The following is a 16,090-nucleotide window of genomic DNA, read 5'->3' on the forward strand; positions in this document are numbered from 1 at the left end:
GTGTCCAGCGTGAAAGACGAACCCATCCCCCGCGTGCTCGTCGTCGATGACGAACAGAGCATCCGGGAGCTGCTGCAGGTCAGCCTCAAGTTCCAGGGCTTCGACGTGGCCGTGGCCCCGGACGGGCCGGCCGCGCTCGACAAGGTGCGCGCCTTCCGCCCGGATGTCATGGTGCTCGACATCATGATGCCGGGGATGGACGGGCTCGGGTTGCTCAAGCGGCTGCGCCAGGACGGCGTCGAGGCGCCGGCGCTGTTCCTCACGGCTCGGGACTCGATCGAGGACAAGGTCGCCGGTCTCACACTCGGCGGCGACGACTACGTCACCAAGCCGTTCAGCCTCGAAGAGGTGGTGGCCCGGATCAACGTCCTGCTGCGCCGCAGCGGCTTCGGCGAGAGCGAGGCGTCCACGCGGCTGACCTTCGCCGACCTGGAGCTCGACGACGAGACCCACGAGGTGTGGAAGGCGGGGGAGCTGGTGTCGCTCTCGCCGACCGAGTTCACCCTCCTGCGGTACTTCATGGTCAACGCGGGCGTCGTGCTGTCGAAGCCGCGGATCCTGGATCACGTGTGGCACTACGACTTCGGTGGTGACGTCAACGTCGTCGAGTCCTATGTCTCGTACCTGCGACGCAAGGTCGACACCGGCGAGACCCGCCTGATCCACACGCTGCGCGGCGTGGGCTACGTGCTGCGCGAACCCCGGTAGGCGCGCGGTGGGCTCACGCACCGGCCTCGCGTCCCGGGTCCCGCTGCGCTTCTCCCTCGTCGCGCTGGTGGTGGGGCTGGTCTTCCTCGGCCTGCTCGCCTCGGGCACGGCGCTGACCGCGGCGATGCAGGACCGCCTGCTGTCTCGGGAGGACCAGACGCTGCGGCAGGCCGCCGATACCTGGGCCCGGCCGAAGCCCAACCTGCCCGAGCCCGTCCGCGGCGGAAAGCCCCCGCCCACCCGTTTCTATCTGGCCGTCTTCCTTCCCGACGGGACGCAGCTGCAGATCAGCAACCCCGACTTCACGGAGGGCCCCGACCTGTCGGGGCTCGACGATTTGCAGGGCGACGCCGTCACGGTGCGATCGGTCGGCGGGAAGGGGCCGCAGTGGCGCGTGGTGCAGTCGAGCTCGCAGTACGGCGTCGCCTACGTGGCCGTGACGCTTTCGGAGGTCGAGTCGACGCTGCGCGCGATGGTCGCGCTCGAGTTGCTCATCGGCGGCGGCGTGCTCATCGTCGCGGGCGGGCTCGGCTACCTGGTGGTGCGGCGGTCGCTGCGGCCGCTGGAGGAGGTCGAGGCGACGGCGGAGGCGATCGCCGCGGGTGACCTCACTCGGCGTGTGCCCGAGGCGCCCCCGCACACCGAGGTGGGCCGCCTCTCGACCTCGATCAACACGATGCTGCATCAGGTCCAGGACTCGTTCGACCGCGTCGCGGCCTCGGAGGAGCACGCCCGCGCCGACGAGGAGCGGATGCGCCGGTTCGTCGGCGACGCCTCGCACGAGCTGCGCACGCCGCTCACGTCGATCCGCGGCTTCGCCGAGCTCTACCGGCAGGGCGCGACCGACGACACCGAGTTCGTCATGTCGCGCATCGAGTCCGAGGCGCAGCGGATGGGCCTGCTCGTCGAGGATCTGCTGATGTTGGCCCGGCTCGACGCGCGGCGGCCGCTGGCCGAGGACGCCGTCGACCTGGTGGCTGTGGCCGACGACGTGGTCCATGCCGCACAGGCCCGTGAGCCGGGCCGCGACATCGAGCTCGTCGTCGAGGCCGGCCAGGGTCCTGCCGTGCCGGGCCCCGGCACCCCGGGCCCGGGCACCGTCGACCTCACCGGCGACCGGGACCGGCTGCACCAGGTGATCACCAACCTGGTCTCGAACGCGTTGCGGCACACGCCCGACGACGCCTCGGTACGCGTGCGGGTGGCCGCAGAAGCCGGCGCGGTGGTGCTGTCGGTCGCGGACACGGGGGAGGGCATGGATCCCGACGAGGCCGCGCGCGTCTTCGAGCGGTTCTACCGCACCGACTCCTCGCGCAGTCGCGGCAGCGGCGGCGCGGGCCTCGGGCTGTCGATCGTGCAGGGCATCGTCGAGCGGCACGGGGGCACCGTCACCGTCGAGACCGCCCCCGGGGAGGGCGCGACCTTCACGGTGCGCCTGCCGCGCTGATCCCTACTCGGCCGCGAGCGCCTCGACGATCCTGGTCTGCGCCTCGTCCAGCGACTCGGCCGACGGGTTCGGATCGACGCTGGTGAAGTCGAAGTCGGTGAGGCCGTACGCGGGGAAGACGTGCAGGTGCAGGTGCGGGATCTCGAAGCCGGCGACGATCAGGCCCGCGCGCGGAGCGTCGAAGGCGCGCTTGACGGCACGGCCCAGCCTGCGCGCGACGCCGTTGAGATGCGCCCACAGCTCGTCGTCGATGGACTCCCAGTTGTCCACCTCCGCGCGGGGCACCACCAGCACGTGGCCCTGCGTGAGCGGCGCGATGGTCAGGAACGCCACCACGGAATCGTCCTGGTACACGAACCGTCCGGGGAGCTCGCCGGCGATGATCTTCGAGAACACGGATGCCATGGGACCAGGCTAGTGGAGGTGCCCGGTAGTGTCATGACGGTGCGAGTACTCGTCATCGGCACCGGCGGCCGCGAACATGCCCTCCTCGACGCGCTGGCCCGTGACCCGCAGGTCACCGAGCTGCATGCGGCCCCCGGGAATCCGGGCACCGCGGCGATCGCGACCAATCACCAGGTCGACGCGTCCTCGGGCGACGAGGTGGCGGCCCTGGCCGAGCGCCTCGCCGCCGACCTCGTCGTGATCGGACCGGAGGTGCCGCTCGTCCTCGGCGTCGCTGACGCGGTCCGCGCACGCGGCATCGCCGTCTTCGGCCCGTCCGCCGCCGCCGCGCAGATCGAGGGCTCCAAGGCTTTCGCCAAGGACGTCATGGACGCCGCCGGCGTCCGCACCGCGCGCAGCGAGATCGTCGACAGTCCGGCGTCGATCGACGCGGCCCTGGACCGGTTCGGTCCCACCTGGGTGGTCAAGGACGACGGCCTCGCCGCGGGGAAGGGCGTCGTCGTCACCGCCGATCGCGCCGCCGCGCGCGCCCACGCCGCCGACCTCATCGAGTCCGGCCGGCCGGCCCTTCTCGAGTCCTTCCTGGATGGTCCCGAGGTCTCCCTGTTCTGCCTCGTCGACGGCGAGGACGTGGTGCCGCTGCTGCCCGCGCAGGATCACAAGCGCGTCGGCGACGGCGACACCGGCCCCAACACCGGCGGAATGGGCGCCTACGCCCCGCTCCCGTGGCTCGCCGAGGGGGCGGTCGACGAGATCGTCGAGACCGTCGTGCGCCCCGTCGCGCGCGAGATGGTGCGGCGCGGAGTGCCCTTCTCGGGCCTGCTCTACGCCGGCCTCGCGATGGGATCCGACGGCCCGGCCGTCGTCGAGTTCAACTGCCGCTTCGGCGACCCCGAGACGCAGGCCGTGCTGAGCCTGCTCATCTCGCCTGTGGGCGAGGCGCTGAACGCGACCGCCACGGGAACCCTGGGCGCGCTGCCCCCGCTCCGCTGGCGCGACGGTGCCGCGATCACCGTGGTGCTCGCCGCCGAGAACTATCCGGCGTCGCCCCGTAAGGGCGATGTCATCACCGGTGCCGACGGCGCGGGGATCTACCACGCGGGCACGGCCCTCGACGGCGAGGGCCGACTGGTCTCCAACGGCGGCCGCGTGCTCAACGTGGTCGGCGTCGGCGACGACCTCGCGGCGGCCCGCGCGGACGCGTACGCCAAGCTCGACCGGATCAAGCTGCCTGGCAGCCACTTCCGGACGGATATCGGATACCAGGCGTTACAGTAGCGCATTTGTGCTCGTCTTCGACGATGACGTCGGACGATTTGGTCGAAAAGCACTGCCCGGGCGGGGCGTGCTGGCAGCATGTCTCAGATGACAGCCGCGACTACGCCCAAGGGTGAGCGCCGGCGCGCGGCCCTTGTGGCGGCGGCCGGGGAACTTCTCGTCGAGGGCGGCTTCGAATCGGTCCGGCACCGCGCGGTGGCGCACCGCGCACACATCCCGCTCGCCGCCACGACGTACTACTTCGAGTCCCTGGGCGACCTGCTGTCGAACGCCGTGGCCTACGCGGGCGAGCTCGACACCGCCGCGATCCGCGGGCGGGTCGGCGCGGTCAGCAGGCGGCGCCGGGGCGATGCGGCGCTGTCGAAACTGTTGGCGGCGGTGTTCTTCGCGTCCGATACGGAGGCCGAGCGCGGCGCCCTGGTCTCCCGGTACGAGCGGTTGGTGCTGTGCACACGGGACCCCGAGCTCACCCGGCTGCAGGCGCAGACGCGGAACGTGCTGGCGGACCTGCACGCCGAGGTGCTCGACAGGTCCGGGCGGCGGGCCGACAGGCCCTGCGTGGACCGACTGATGGCCATCGAGGACGGTGCCGCTCTCGCGGCCTTCACCACGCCGGGCGCCGACGTCAACCGCGCGATCCGCGACGCCCTCGCCACCGTCGTCGACGATCTGGCACCGGTCCTACCCTGACGCTCGTACGGTGGAGCAATGAGTGAGTCGGCCGCGCCGGTCGAGGCGTACCTGCTGCGCTACTTCCTCGCCGTCGTCGAGCACGGTGGTATCAGCGCCGCGGCACCGGCGCTGTACCTGTCTCAGCCCGCCCTGTCCCAGGCGATCGCCAAGCTCGAGAGCCGCGTGGAGGCGGACCTGTTCGTCCGTCGGCCGTTCGAGCTGACCGAGGTCGGGCGGCGGCTGGTCCCCGCGGCCCGCTCGCTGTTGGAGCAGTTGGACGGTGCCGCCGCAGGTGCGCAACGCGTCCTCCGGCTGGAGGGCGGCAGGCTCGATCTGGTCACGTACTCGGCGTTCACGGTCGATCCACTGGTGCACCTGGTCGCCCGGTTCCGGCGCCGGTATCCGGACGTCCGGGTCGTCGTGCACGACGTGCAGTCGGGTCAGCTCGCCCGGGACGCGGTCCGATCCGGCGTCGCGGAGCTCGGCGTCGTCGACGGTGCCGAGGGCCGCGCAGCGACGGACCTGGCGCTGCCCTGGCAGGAGAGCGTCCTGGTCGGCCTCCCGAGCCTGCTCGGCGCGCTTCCCGACCCGGTGGCCCGCGAGACCGCGGCGCAGCTGCCCCTCATCCTGGACGCGGCGGAGCTTCCCCTGCTGCGGGCCGCCGGGCCCGCCGCGCGGAACGACGAAGAGGCGCCCAACGTCGTGGTGGACTGCTCCCTCCCACTCGCGACCTGGCGGCTCGTGGATGCGGGTCTAGGAGTGACCATTGCCACTCGCCGCGTCGCCGCGCAGCGGATGCGTGGCGCGATCACGCGTTCCCTCGATCCGCCCCTCGTGCGGCGGCCCATGGTGGTGCGCCGCTCGGACCGGCTCTCGCCGGCGGCGAGCGCCTTCGTCACCCTGTCCGGCGCGACCCGACCCAAGGACTGAGCGGCCATGGAGATCCGACAGCTGGAGTACTTCCTCGCGGTGGTCGACAACGGTGGCGTCGCGGGCGCGTCCGCGTTGCTGTCCGTCGCGCCGCCGACCGTCTCGGCCGCGGTCAGCACGCTCGAGACGGAACTGGGCGTGCGTCTGTTCCACCGCCTCGATCGCGGGATGAAGCCCTCGTCCGCGGGCTTCGCCCTCATCGGTCCGGCGCGGGAGGTGGTGCGGGCGGCCCGCGGGCTGACGGCCGAGATCGATTCCGCCCCGGGTGACCTCACCGGAACCGTCGTCATCGGGGTGTTCGCGCCGCTCGCGGGTTCGGCGCTCTCCGACGTGGTGATCCGGCTGCGCCGCGAGCATCCCCGGGTGCGCGTTCGGATCGTCTCGCTGGACTGGCCCGCGATCGGCGCGGCGGAACAGTTGGCGTCCGGCCACGTCGACTTTCTGCTCACGCACCTGCCGATGGGCGTCGACGGCCTGGCCGAGCTTCCGCTCGGCGTGCACGAGATGGTCGTCGCCTTCCCGGTCGAAGCGAAGGTTCCGCCCGGCCCCGTCGACCTGGGGAACCTGCCGCCCGTGCCGATGGTCCTGGCCCCTGCGACGTCCTACGCGATCGGCGAGGCCTTCGCCGCGATGCTCGGATCGGGCTCCCGGCAGCCGGACGTCGGTGTGGTGATGGGGCCGCGCGAGGGCTGGCTGCCCCTGGTCGAGGCGGGGGTCTGCGGCGCCATCTTCGAGCGGACGCAGGTCGACGACCTCCCGCCGGGGGTGGACGTGCACGAGGTGGTGCAGGCGCCGGGGGCCGCCTACGGGCTGGTGTACGACGCGCGCCGCCTCGACGCCGCCGGGCGGGCGGTGGTCGAGGTCGCCGGTCGCTGACTCACCGCGCGAGGGGACGGTTCCGGGCCCGGTCCCGAGCGGGCGCGGCGAGCAGGATGGATGCGACGGCGAGGACCGCGGCGGCTACACCGATGTAGCGGAACGACGCCTCGTACCCGGCGATCGCGTTGGGCGCGTGATCGAGGATCACCCCGGTCGCCAGCGGACCGATGACGCCGCCCATCGACTGCAGCGCGAGGAAGGCGCCGAGCGTCCCGGCGAGCTGGCGGGGCGGGCAGATCTCGGACATGGTCGCCGTGAACTGGGGGAACACCGCGATGCCCAGGCCGTACGCGACGGAGATCGCGGCGACGGTGGCCGGCCGGGAATCGATCGACCCCAGCGCGAGCAGGAGGACGCCGGCGGCGAGGACGGCTGCGGCGGGGATCCACATCCGGACCAGGCGGACCGACGCACCCCGCGACACCGCCCAGTCGCTCAGGTACGAGCCGACGAGCAGGGTGCCGAGCCCGACGAAGCTGGGGAAGGCGAACATCCAGCCGGACTGCAGCTGCGAGTAGCCGAGGCCCTTCTCGAAGTACGAGGGCAGCCACTGCAGCACCACCGAGATCAGGATGTAGGCGGGGATCACCGCGCACACACCACCGATGAAGGTGCGGGACAGGATGATCTGCCGCCACGGCACCGAGGGCTCCGCCGAAGCCGGAGCACCGTCGGCCCGGCCCCGCGTGAGGTAGGGGCCGGGACGCCAGGCGAGCAGCCACGGCCCGACCCAGAGGATCGACGCCGCGGCGAGCACCAGGACGGTCGCCCGCCAGCCGTAGCTGTGCATCACGAACGCGAGCGCGGGGACCACGAGGATCTTCGACAGCGTGGTGCCGGAGGTGATCATCGCGCCGGGGAGGCCGCGCCGGTTCGGGGCGTGCCACGAGTACGCGGCGGTGTGCTGGAGGGCGGAGGCGGGGCCTTCCGCCACGCCGAGTGCGGTCCGGCTGATCAGGAGCACCGCGAACGCGGCCCACAGCACCAGCGGCAGCAGGACGACCGCCCACAGGATCGCGATGAGCGCGATCGCCCATTTCAGCCCCAACCGGCGGTTCAGCGGCCCGGCGAGGAAGCTGCCCAGCGCGTAGGCGAGGAAGAACAGGCTGCCGGTGAGGCCGATCTGGGTGGCGGTGAGGCCCAGCTCCTCGCGCAGCGGCACCGTGATCAGGCCGAACACGGCCTTGTCGCTGGAGCTGAGCATGTACAGGACCACCAGCATTCCGGTCAGGCCCCAGGCTCGGGTCCGGCTGTCCGACGGTGCGCCCACCGGTACGTCCTGGGTGGGTGGCGTCGCTATCGACATGGTGTCTCCATCGGTCGGGTGTGTGCTCGGCGTCACACAGCACTGCTCAAGTAGCCCATCCGGGGCGATTCCGGGCAATGTCCGAATGCTGATGCCCCCGTTCGAAGCGGCGAATGTCCGCCGGTGGGGACGGCAATCGCTGCATGAGAGAATCGGGGTGTGAGCACTCCCAGCGTCGCCCCCCGCATCCCCGATGTCCTCGCCAACCGCTACGCCAGCCCGCGCATGCGCGAGCTGTGGTCGCCGGAGTACAAGATCGTGCTGGAGCGCCAACTGTGGATCGCGGTGCTGCGGGCGCAGCGCGACCTCGGGATCGACGTGCCCGACGGTGCCGTCGAGGCGTACGAGAAGGTCGTGGACCGGGTGGACCTGGCGTCGATCGCGGAGCGCGAGCGGATCACCCGGCACGACGTGAAGGCGCGGATCGAGGAGTTCAGCGACCTCGCGGGCTTCGAGCAGATCCACAAGGGCATGACCAGCCGCGACCTCACGGAGAACGTCGAGCAGCTGCAGGTGCTCCGGTCGCTGGAGTACGTGCGCGATCACGCCGTCGCCGTGGCGGCCCGGCTCGCCGAGCGTGCCGCGCAGTACTCGTCGGTCGTGATGGCGGGTCGCTCGCACAACGTCGCGGCGCAGGCCACCACGCTCGGCAAGCGTTTCGCGTCCGCCGCCAACGAGTTGCTGGTCGCGATCGCCCGCCTCGAGGACCTCATCGGCCGGTACCCGCTGCGCGGGATCAAGGGCCCGATGGGCACCTCGCAGGACATGCTCGATCTGCTCGGCGGCGACGCCGCCAAGCTCGCTGAGCTGGAGTCGCGGGTGGCGGAGCACCTGGGCTTCTCGCAGTCCTTCGTCTCCGTGGGCCAGGTGTACCCTCGATCGCTCGACCACGACGTGGTGAGCGCCCTGGTCCAGGTGGCGGCGGCACCGTCGTCCCTCGCGACGACGATCCGGCTCATGGCCGGGCACGAGCTGGTCACCGAGGGCTTCCAGCCCGGGCAGGTGGGCAGCTCGGCCATGCCGCACAAGATGAACACCCGCTCCTGTGAGCGCGTCAACGGCCTCGCGGTGATCCTGCGCGGCTTCGGCTCGATGGCGGCGGAGATGGCCGGCGCGCAGTGGAACGAGGGGGATGTCTTCTGCTCCGTGATCCGCCGTGTCGCGCTGCCGGATTCGTTCTTTGCGATCGACGGCCTCTTCGAGACCTTCCTGACGGTGCTCGAGGAGTTCGGCGCCTACCCCGCGGTGATCTCCAACGAGCTCGATCGGTACCTGCCCTTCCTCGCGACCACTCGCGTGCTCATGGCCGCGGTGCGGGCGGGCGTCGGCCGGGAGACGGCGCACGAGGTCATCAAGGAGCACGCCGTCGCGGTGGCGCTCGCGATGCGCGAGGAGGGCCGCGAGCCGGACCTGCTCGACCGTCTTGCCGGCGACTCGCGGCTCGGCCTCTCCCGCGCGCAGCTCGATGCCGCGCTCGCGGACCGCGCGGCCTTCACCGGCGCGGCGGAGGCCCAGGTCGCGCAGGTCGTCGCCGATGTCGAGGCCCTCGTCGCGAAGCACCCCGCCGCCGCCGGCTACAGCCCCGCACCCATCCTCTAACCGATTGAACACTGTTACTACCCATCGCGACCTGGGGTTATTCCGTCGGTAACGGTGTTCAATCGAGCGGGGTGCGGCGCACCGGGCGACTCGGGAGGGTCAGTTTCGGAGTGGTGGGCGACGGTCCGCGCCACCCTCGCGTCCGCAGTTCCCGGGCGACACGGTCCACGAACTCCGCGCGTCCGGTGAGCAGAGTCGTGGAAGTGATGCGGATCAGCCCCCAGCCCTGACCGGTGATCGCGTTCCAGCGGATGACGTCGGCGCGTTGCTGCTCGTCGGTGCGGTGGTACCCGCCGTCGTACTCGATCGCCACTCGGTACCGGCCGGAACCGAGGTCGACGTGGTACGGCGTTCCGGGAACCGGCTGCTGGGTTCGGAAGAGGTCGAGTCCCGAGCGGTGGACCACCAGTCGACTGTATGTCTCCCAGGGAGATTGGGATCCGGAGTCCGCTTCCTCGAGGATCGCCCGCACCCGCTTCCCGCCGTAGAGTCCGGGGTGGGTGTCGAGATATGCACGGATCTCACGTTTCGTGGTGATCGATCTCCCCTCCTGATCGCGTCGGATGTACTGATCGATCCCGACGACCGCCTCGTCGTTCCGGACGAGCCGACCGAGGTCGACTGCGCTGCGCACGACGCTCGTTGTGGGCCAGCCCGATACGGTCACGATGTCCTCCGTTGGGAGATGGCCGCATCGGATCACGACATTGTTGCGCCGGCGTTGTTCCGGGAGCCAGATCTCCTGGGGATGCCCGCTCGCGTAGGGCACACCGTGCAACTCCGCAGCGCTCCAGCAGCAGAACACCATCCCCGGATACGCCAGCATCAGTGCGGCTCGAATGTCATCGGTCGTGGGTGGTGCGCCACCGTCGTTGCGAATGCCCCGAATCACCGATTCGGTCGAGGTCTGGACGGCGCGTGCTGATCGGTCCGCGAGTAGCTTCCGAGTGTGTTCCATCATATGAATTGGACGCACCAGCTCGCCGATCGGATCCCATCCCCGATTGAACACTGTTACTACTCGCAGCGACTTGCGGGTTTGTCGTTCGTAACAGTGTTCAATCGGGGAGCGGCGGCGGGGCGATAGGGTGGCGGGGTGCGTCCTGAACTGAGCGAATACACGCCGATCTACTCGGGCAAGGTCCGCGAGCTGTACGCGGTGGACGACGAGCACCTGCTGCTCGTCGCGAGCGACCGGATCAGCGCCTACGACTACATCCTGGACACGCCGATCCCCGACAAGGGGCGCGTGCTCACGGCGATGTCCGTGTTCTTCTTCGACGCGCTGGGCGTGCCGAACCACCTGGCGGGCCCGGCGGACGATCCCCGCATCCCGGAGGCGGTGCTCGGCCGCGCGCTCATCACCCGCCGTCTCGAGATGGTGCCGGTGGAGTGCGTGGCCCGCGGCTACCTCACGGGCTCCGGGCTCAAGGAGTACCGGACGAACGGCGAGGTCTGCGGCGTGCCGCTGCCGGCCGGACTGGTCGACGGCAGCCGCATCGATCCGCCGATCTTCACGCCCGCCACCAAGGCCGCCGTGGGCGATCACGACGAGAACGTCTCGTTCGAGCGGGTGGCGCAGGACGTCGGGGTCGCGCTGGCGACGCGGCTGCGCGAGCTCACCCTCGACGTCTACGCCCGTGGTGCCGACATCGCCCGCGATCGCGGGATCATCCTCGCGGACACCAAGTTCGAGTTCGGTCGCAGCTCCGACGGTGACCTCCTTCTCGCCGACGAGGTGCTCACGCCCGATTCCTCGCGCTACTGGGACGGTGCGCTGTACGAACCGGGGAAGGCGCTCTCCAGCTTCGACAAGCAGATCGTCCGTGACTGGCTCACCAAGGAGTCCGGTTGGTCGACCGATGCCGGGACCCCGCCGCCGCCCCTCCCCGGTGACGTGGTGGAGCGCACCCGCGCCCGCTACATCGAGGCGTACGAGCGCATCGCGGGCCTGAGCTTCGCGGACTGGCCGGGCGGAGCCGCATGACCGGGCCGGTCCAGCCGGTTGCGAAGAAGGTTCCCGCGGAGCGGACCTTCCACGGCGACACCGTGATCGACGACTACGCTTGGCTCGCCGATAAGGACGACGTCGAGGTGCTCGACTACCTCCGCGCGCACAACGCCTACACCGAGGCCGCCACGGCTGCGCAGGAGCCGCTGCGTGAGGCGATCTTCGGCGAGATCAAGGCGCACACGAAGGAGACCGACATGTCGGTCCCGCAGCGCCGTGGCGGGTTCTGGTACTTCGCCCGCACCGTCGAGGGGAAGCAGTACGGCATCCACTGCCGCGCACCGATCGCCGGTCCCGATGACTGGACCCCGCCGGTGCTCGCCGAGGAGTCCCTGCCGGGCGAACAGGTCCTCATCGACCTCAACGTCGAGGCGGAGGGGCACGAGTACATCGCGGTCGGCGCGGCCTCGGTATCGCCCGACGGTGCCCTGCTCGCCTATTCCCTCGACACCGATGGCGACGAGCGGTTCACGCTGCGCATCAGGAACATCGAGACCGGAGAGGTCCTGGCGGACACGGTGGAGAACGTCTTCTACGGCGCCACCTGGGCCCCGATCACGCCGACCGGGGAGCGGTACCTCTTCTACACGACCGTCGACGACGCCTGGCGCGCTGATAAGATCTGGCGGCACGAGATCGGTTCGAACGAAGCCGATGTCACCGTGTTCCACGAGACCGATCAGCGTTTCGGTGTGGGGATCGGGCTCACCCGCAGTGAGAAGTACCTCATGCTCTGGGCATCGTCGACCCTGAGTTCCGAGACCTGGGTACTGGACGCCACCGATCCCTCCGGTGATTTCCGCGTGGTGCGGCCCCGCGAGGAGGACGTCGAGTACTCCGTGGAGCACGCGGTGCTGGACGGCGAGGATCGGTTCCTCTTCCTGCACAACCGCACCGGGATCAACTTCGAGCTCGCCTCGGCGCCCGTCGACGCTCCGCAGGAGTGGGCGGTCCTCGTCCCGCACCGCGACGACGTGCGGCTCGAGTATGTCGACGCGTACGCGCGACGTCTCGCTCTCGGGTACCGACGGGGCGGCCTGCCGCGGCTCGCGCTCGCCGAGGCCACCGCCGCGCCGGAGTTCCTCGAGTGGGATCCGGGTGAGGACCTCGTCAGCCTCGGGCCCGCCGCGAACCCCGAATGGGACGCCCCGCGCCTGCGATTGGCCTACGAGTCCTTCGTGACGCCCGGCACCGCGCTCGAGCTCGACCCGGAGACGGGCGAGCAGATCGTGCTCAAGCGTGCCGACGTACCCGGCTACGACGCCGCCCGCTACATCGCGGAGCGGGTGTGGGTCACCGCCCGCGACGGTGCGCGGGTCCCGGTGTCCGTGGTGCGCCGCAAGGACATCGGGGAGGGGTCCGCGCCCACGTTGCTGTACGGCTACGGCTCGTACGAGGCCACCCTCGACCCGTGGTTCTCGGTGGCGCGCTTGTCGCTCCTGGACCGCGGCGTGGTGTTCGCGGTCGCGCACGTGCGCGGCGGCGGCGAGATGGGGCGTGCCTGGTACGACCACGGCAAGCAGTTGGAGAAGACCAACACTTTCACCGACTTCGTAGACGTCGCACAGCATCTCGTGGACGCCGGCCGCACGACGCCGCAGCAGTTGGTCGCGATGGGCGGCAGCGCCGGTGGCCTGCTCGTCGGCGCGGTGGCGAACCTCGCACCGGAGCTGTTCTCCGGCATCGTCGCCGACGTGCCCTTCGTGGACCCGCTCACCTCGATCCTCGACCCGAGCCTGCCGCTCACGGTCGGGGAGTGGGACGAGTGGGGCAACCCGCTGGAGAGCGCCGAGGTGTACCGATACATGCGCGACTACTCGCCGTACGAGAACGTCGTCGCGAAGCCCTACCCGGCGATCCTCGCAACGACCTCGCTCAACGACACCCGCGTGCTGCCCACGGAGCCGGCGAAGTGGGTGGCGAAGCTCCTGGCCCACACCACGTCCGGCAAGGAGATCCTCCTCAAGACGGAGATGGTCGCCGGGCACGCCGGCGTCAGCGGACGGTACGCGAAATGGCGCGAGACCGCCTTCGAGTACGCCTGGGTTCTGGCCCGGCTCGGCAGGGGGTGACGGCGGAACCGTCTGAGGCGGACCGTCGGACCGACGAGAAGTGCCCGGCCCCCATCGGGGACCGGGCACTCGCCGGATCAGGTGATGATCAGTGCGGCATGACCAGCTGCCGCTCGGCGGCCTCGGTGTCCGCCGCGTGGGTGCGGGGCAGGAAGAACGCCGGGATGATGCACAGCGCCACCAGGATCGCGGCCACGAAGTAGGTGTTCCCGAACGCCTCCGCCGCGAACGGCAGGTTCTCGTGCAGGAACTTGCCGAAGCCGCTCTCGCTGCCCTGGAACATCGCGATACCGCTCTCGCGGGCGTCCGGGCTCGAGTTGAGTCCGAAGGCCAGCGCACCGGTGTGCTTCTCGCCCTGCGGGGTCTGCATCGCGGGGCCGGAGTTGGTGAGCCAGTTGGTGAACAGCACGGAGAAGATCGCGGTGCCCATCGACGCGGCGATCTGCTGGACGATGTTCGTCAGCGTGGAACCGCGCGAGATGGATTCCGGTGCCAGCGTGCGGATCGCGGCGGACATGGTCGGCATCATCGTCATACCCATGCCGAGGCCCTGGACGAACAGCGAGCCGAGCAGGATCCAGTAGGGCGTGTCCGCCGAGAGCTGGGTGAAGGCGATCATGCCGCCGGTGATCAGTGCGAGGCCGGTCATGACGAACTTGCCCGGGCCCATCTTGTCGGTGAGCACGCCGGCGATCGGCATCGTCAGCATGGCGCCCAGGCCCTGCGGCGCGAGCAGGAGTCCGGCCATGAGGGTGGACTCGCCGCGGATGCCGATGAAGTACTGCGCGTACAGGATCGAGCTGCCGAAGAAGGCCATCGCGAACATGGCGAAGGTGATCATGGCCACCGTCATGTTCCGGTTCTTGAACAGCCGCAGGTCCAGCAGCGGCAGCTTGGCGCGCAGGGCCCAGAAGACGAAGGCGATGATCAGCACGAGGCCGACGGCCGTCGCGGGGATGACCCGGCTGGTGTACATCGACGAATCCGACTGCGCCTCGGGGATCGAGGAGATGCCGAACAGGAACAGCGCGAGGCCGGGCGAGAGCAGGATGAAGCCGACGAGGTCGAACTTCTGCCCCTTGACGGGCTCGTCCTTATCCAGCACGAACCAGGCGTAGATGATCGCGATCGCGCCGATCGGCACGTTGATCAGGAAGATCCAGTGCCAGGAGAAGGACTCGATCAGCCAGCCGCCGAGGATCGGTCCGCCGATGGGGCCCAGCAGCATCGGGATGCCGAGCACGGCCATGACGCGGCCGATGCGCTCCGGGCCCGCGGCCCGGGTCAGGATCATCATGCCCAGTGGCATGAGCATGCCGCCACCGAGGCCCTGTAGCACCCGGTACAGGATCAGTAGGTCGATCGACGTCGCCGTTGCGCAGAGCGCGGAGCCGGCCACGAACATCGCTGTGGCCGCCATGTACAGCCGCTTGGTGCCGAATCGGTCAGCGGCCCAGCCGGTCACGGGGATGACCGCGGCCAGGGCCAGGGTGTAGCCGGTCATCGTCCAGGCGACGGTGGCGGGCGATGCGCCCCACTGCGCCTGGAAGGTGTTCTGTGCGACCGCCACGATCGTCATGTCCAGGATGGCCATGATCGATCCGAGGACGACCACACCGGCCACCATCAGGACGCGCCGGTCGAGGCCCTCACCCGCGTGCGGGATCTCGCTCTTGTCGAGCGTGTTCTCGGTACTCATGCGTTCTCTTTCATTGCGGTGAAGAAGGGGTTCGGAGGGATCAGGCCCTCGTCGAGGATCTCGACCATCACGTCGTGCAGCCGATTGCGGAGCACGGCGGGCAGCCGTTCCGCGAAGCTCAGCACCTCACGATGCTTGTCGCTGACCGCGGAGGCAACCGTTTTACGGCCGAGGTCGGTGATGGTCAGGTTCTTGATCCGCCGGTCGGAGGAGTCCTCGCGACGATCCACCATGTCGAGCTGAACAAGCTTCTCCACGTTTCGTCCCGTGGCGGCGACGGACAGCCCCAGATCATCGGCGAGCCGGTTGATCGGGAGCGGGGCGTCCGCCGCGACGAGCTGCAGCAGGATGTGGAACTGGTGCGCGGTGATGTCGGACGACAGCATCGTGCCCAGGCTCTCCTGCGTGACATTGCACATGAGGCGGCCCATGAACTCGCCGAAGACCTCGGTGAGAGCGTCAGGAGTCACGTCGACGGGTGTTGCTTGCACCCAAAAACGATAACTCTCACGCAACCATTGCGCAATCGAGATAGATGTGTCCTGCGTTACATCCCGCGTAGGCTGTGCTGCATGACTGCTCTGGACTCCATTCCCCTCACCACGCTCGACGGTGCCGCCACCTCCCTCGCCGACTACGCCGGCCGCGCCGTGCTCATCGTCAACGTCGCCAGCAAGTGCGGCCTGACGCCGCAGTACGCGGGTCTGGAGGCCCTCGCGACCCGGTACGCGGACCGGGGGCTGACGGTGCTCGGCGTGCCCTGCAACCAGTTCGCCGGCCAGGAGCCGGGAACTGCGGAGGAGATCGCGACTTTCTGCTCGACGACGTATGGCGTGACCTTCCCGCTGCTGGAGAAGACCGAGGTCAACGGCGAGAATCGCAACCCGCTCTACGTCGAGCTCACGCGGACCGCCGACGCCGAGGGTGAGGCGGGCGACATCCAGTGGAACTTCGAGAAGTTCCTCGTCGCGCCCGATCACGTCGCGGTGCGGCGCTTTCGTCCCCGCACCGAGCCCGAGTCCGCCGAGGTGGTCGGTGCGATCGAGGCCGTTCTCCCCGCCTGACCGGCCAGTTGGGCGACACG

The 16,090-nt window shown here is 70.0% G+C and carries 15 protein-coding genes; 10 read left to right on the top strand and 5 right to left on the bottom strand.

The features are described from left to right. Positions 1 to 708 carry a response regulator transcription factor gene (locus ABZX10_RS01885; RefSeq protein ID WP_355533914.1) on the top strand — a complete coding sequence of 236 codons (708 nt, stop codon included), beginning with the start codon at positions 1 to 3 and terminating at the stop codon, positions 706 to 708. Between the two features lie 7 nt (positions 709 to 715). Next, positions 716 to 2,155, top strand: coding sequence for a HAMP domain-containing sensor histidine kinase (locus ABZX10_RS01890; protein ID WP_355533916.1), 1,440 nt, complete (start codon positions 716 to 718; stop codon positions 2,153 to 2,155). 3 nt (positions 2,156 to 2,158) lie between these two features. Here the strand turns inward: ABZX10_RS01890 and ABZX10_RS01895 are convergent, their stop codons facing one another. After that, entirely contained in the window at positions 2,159 to 2,560 is a 402-nt protein-coding gene (locus ABZX10_RS01895; protein ID WP_355533918.1) for an HIT family protein, read from the bottom strand. Positions 2,561 to 2,599: 39 nt separating this feature from the next. Here ABZX10_RS01895 and purD point away from each other — a divergent pair, with 39 nt between their 5' ends. The 4 genes from purD (at position 2,600) to ABZX10_RS01915 (ending at position 6,316) form a co-directional block, all read left to right on the top strand. Beyond that, positions 2,600 to 3,838, top strand: a complete 1,239-nt coding sequence (gene purD / locus ABZX10_RS01900; RefSeq protein ID WP_355533920.1) for a phosphoribosylamine--glycine ligase — start codon at positions 2,600 to 2,602, stop codon at positions 3,836 to 3,838. Positions 3,839 to 3,925: 87 nt separating this feature from the next. Continuing rightward, positions 3,926 to 4,528 (top strand): TetR/AcrR family transcriptional regulator, encoded by a 603-nt coding sequence (locus ABZX10_RS01905; protein ID WP_355533922.1) that lies wholly within the window; start codon positions 3,926 to 3,928, stop codon positions 4,526 to 4,528. A gap of 18 nt (positions 4,529 to 4,546) precedes the next feature. Further along, positions 4,547 to 5,440, top strand: a complete 894-nt coding sequence (locus ABZX10_RS01910; protein WP_355533924.1) for a LysR family transcriptional regulator — start codon at positions 4,547 to 4,549, stop codon at positions 5,438 to 5,440. 6 nt (positions 5,441 to 5,446) lie between these two features. Further along, positions 5,447 to 6,316, top strand: coding sequence for a LysR family transcriptional regulator (locus ABZX10_RS01915; RefSeq protein WP_355533926.1), 870 nt, complete (start codon positions 5,447 to 5,449; stop codon positions 6,314 to 6,316). 1 nt (position 6,317) lies between these two features. Here ABZX10_RS01915 and ABZX10_RS01920 read toward each other — a convergent pair whose 3' ends face one another. After that, positions 6,318 to 7,625 carry an MFS transporter gene (locus tag ABZX10_RS01920; RefSeq protein WP_355533928.1) on the bottom strand — a complete coding sequence of 436 codons (1,308 nt, stop codon included), beginning with the start codon at positions 7,623 to 7,625 and terminating at the stop codon, positions 6,318 to 6,320. 159 nt (positions 7,626 to 7,784) lie between these two features. Here ABZX10_RS01920 and purB point away from each other — a divergent pair, with 159 nt between their 5' ends. Then, on the top strand, positions 7,785 to 9,224 hold the full coding sequence (gene purB / locus ABZX10_RS01925) for an adenylosuccinate lyase (RefSeq protein WP_355533930.1): 1,440 nt from the start codon (positions 7,785 to 7,787) through the stop codon (positions 9,222 to 9,224). 58 nt (positions 9,225 to 9,282) lie between these two features. On the opposite strand, the gene ABZX10_RS01930 is transcribed toward purB, so the two are convergent. After that, positions 9,283 to 9,858, bottom strand: coding sequence for a DUF559 domain-containing protein (locus ABZX10_RS01930; protein WP_355533932.1), 576 nt, complete (start codon positions 9,856 to 9,858; stop codon positions 9,283 to 9,285). 462 nt (positions 9,859 to 10,320) lie between these two features. On the opposite strand from ABZX10_RS01930, the gene ABZX10_RS01935 reads away from it, so the two are divergent. Together ABZX10_RS01935 and ABZX10_RS01940 are read left to right on the top strand one after the other, a co-directional pair. Further along, entirely contained in the window at positions 10,321 to 11,211 is an 891-nt protein-coding gene (locus ABZX10_RS01935; protein ID WP_355533934.1) for a phosphoribosylaminoimidazolesuccinocarboxamide synthase, read from the top strand. Continuing rightward, positions 11,208 to 13,307, top strand: a complete 2,100-nt coding sequence (locus ABZX10_RS01940; RefSeq protein WP_355533936.1) for a S9 family peptidase — start codon at positions 11,208 to 11,210, stop codon at positions 13,305 to 13,307. The genes ABZX10_RS01935 and ABZX10_RS01940 overlap by 4 nt, the downstream gene beginning before the upstream one ends. An 88-nt stretch (positions 13,308 to 13,395) precedes the next feature. Here ABZX10_RS01940 and ABZX10_RS01945 read toward each other — a convergent pair whose 3' ends face one another. After that, entirely contained in the window at positions 13,396 to 15,006 is a 1,611-nt protein-coding gene (locus tag ABZX10_RS01945; protein WP_355533939.1) for a DHA2 family efflux MFS transporter permease subunit, read from the bottom strand. After that, positions 15,003 to 15,497: a MarR family transcriptional regulator gene (locus tag ABZX10_RS01950; protein WP_355533941.1), complete on the bottom strand. Its 495-nt coding sequence runs from the start codon at positions 15,495 to 15,497 to the stop codon at positions 15,003 to 15,005. Before ABZX10_RS01950 ends, ABZX10_RS01945 begins: the two co-directional genes overlap by 4 nt. An 81-nt stretch (positions 15,498 to 15,578) precedes the next feature. On the opposite strand from ABZX10_RS01950, the gene ABZX10_RS01955 reads away from it, so the two are divergent. Continuing rightward, positions 15,579 to 16,070 (top strand): glutathione peroxidase, encoded by a 492-nt coding sequence (locus tag ABZX10_RS01955; protein ID WP_355533943.1) that lies wholly within the window; start codon positions 15,579 to 15,581, stop codon positions 16,068 to 16,070. Positions 16,071 to 16,090 lie beyond the last annotated feature (20 nt).

The sequence above is a fragment of the Tsukamurella sp. NPDC003166 genome (genome assembly GCF_040611135.1).
In the GTDB taxonomy this organism is placed as follows: Bacteria; Actinomycetota; Actinomycetes; order Mycobacteriales; family Mycobacteriaceae; genus Tsukamurella.

Excerpts from the sequence above, each read along its gene's own strand:
- ABZX10_RS01910 (WP_355533924.1), top strand. The coding sequence starts at position 4,547 with ATGAGTGAGTCGGCCGCGCCGGTCGAGGCGTACCTGCTGCGCTACTTC.
- ABZX10_RS01955 (WP_355533943.1), top strand. The coding sequence starts at position 15,579 with ATGACTGCTCTGGACTCCATTCCCCTCACCACGCTCGACGGTGCCGCC.
- ABZX10_RS01915 (WP_355533926.1), top strand. The coding sequence starts at position 5,447 with ATGGAGATCCGACAGCTGGAGTACTTCCTCGCGGTGGTCGACAACGGT.
- ABZX10_RS01940 (WP_355533936.1), top strand. The coding sequence starts at position 11,208 with ATGACCGGGCCGGTCCAGCCGGTTGCGAAGAAGGTTCCCGCGGAGCGG.
- ABZX10_RS01920 (WP_355533928.1), bottom strand. The coding sequence starts at position 7,625 with ATGTCGATAGCGACGCCACCCACCCAGGACGTACCGGTGGGCGCACCG.
- ABZX10_RS01945 (WP_355533939.1), bottom strand. The coding sequence starts at position 15,006 with ATGAGTACCGAGAACACGCTCGACAAGAGCGAGATCCCGCACGCGGGT.
- ABZX10_RS01895 (WP_355533918.1), bottom strand. The coding sequence starts at position 2,560 with ATGGCATCCGTGTTCTCGAAGATCATCGCCGGCGAGCTCCCCGGACGG.
- ABZX10_RS01905 (WP_355533922.1), top strand. The coding sequence starts at position 3,926 with ATGACAGCCGCGACTACGCCCAAGGGTGAGCGCCGGCGCGCGGCCCTT.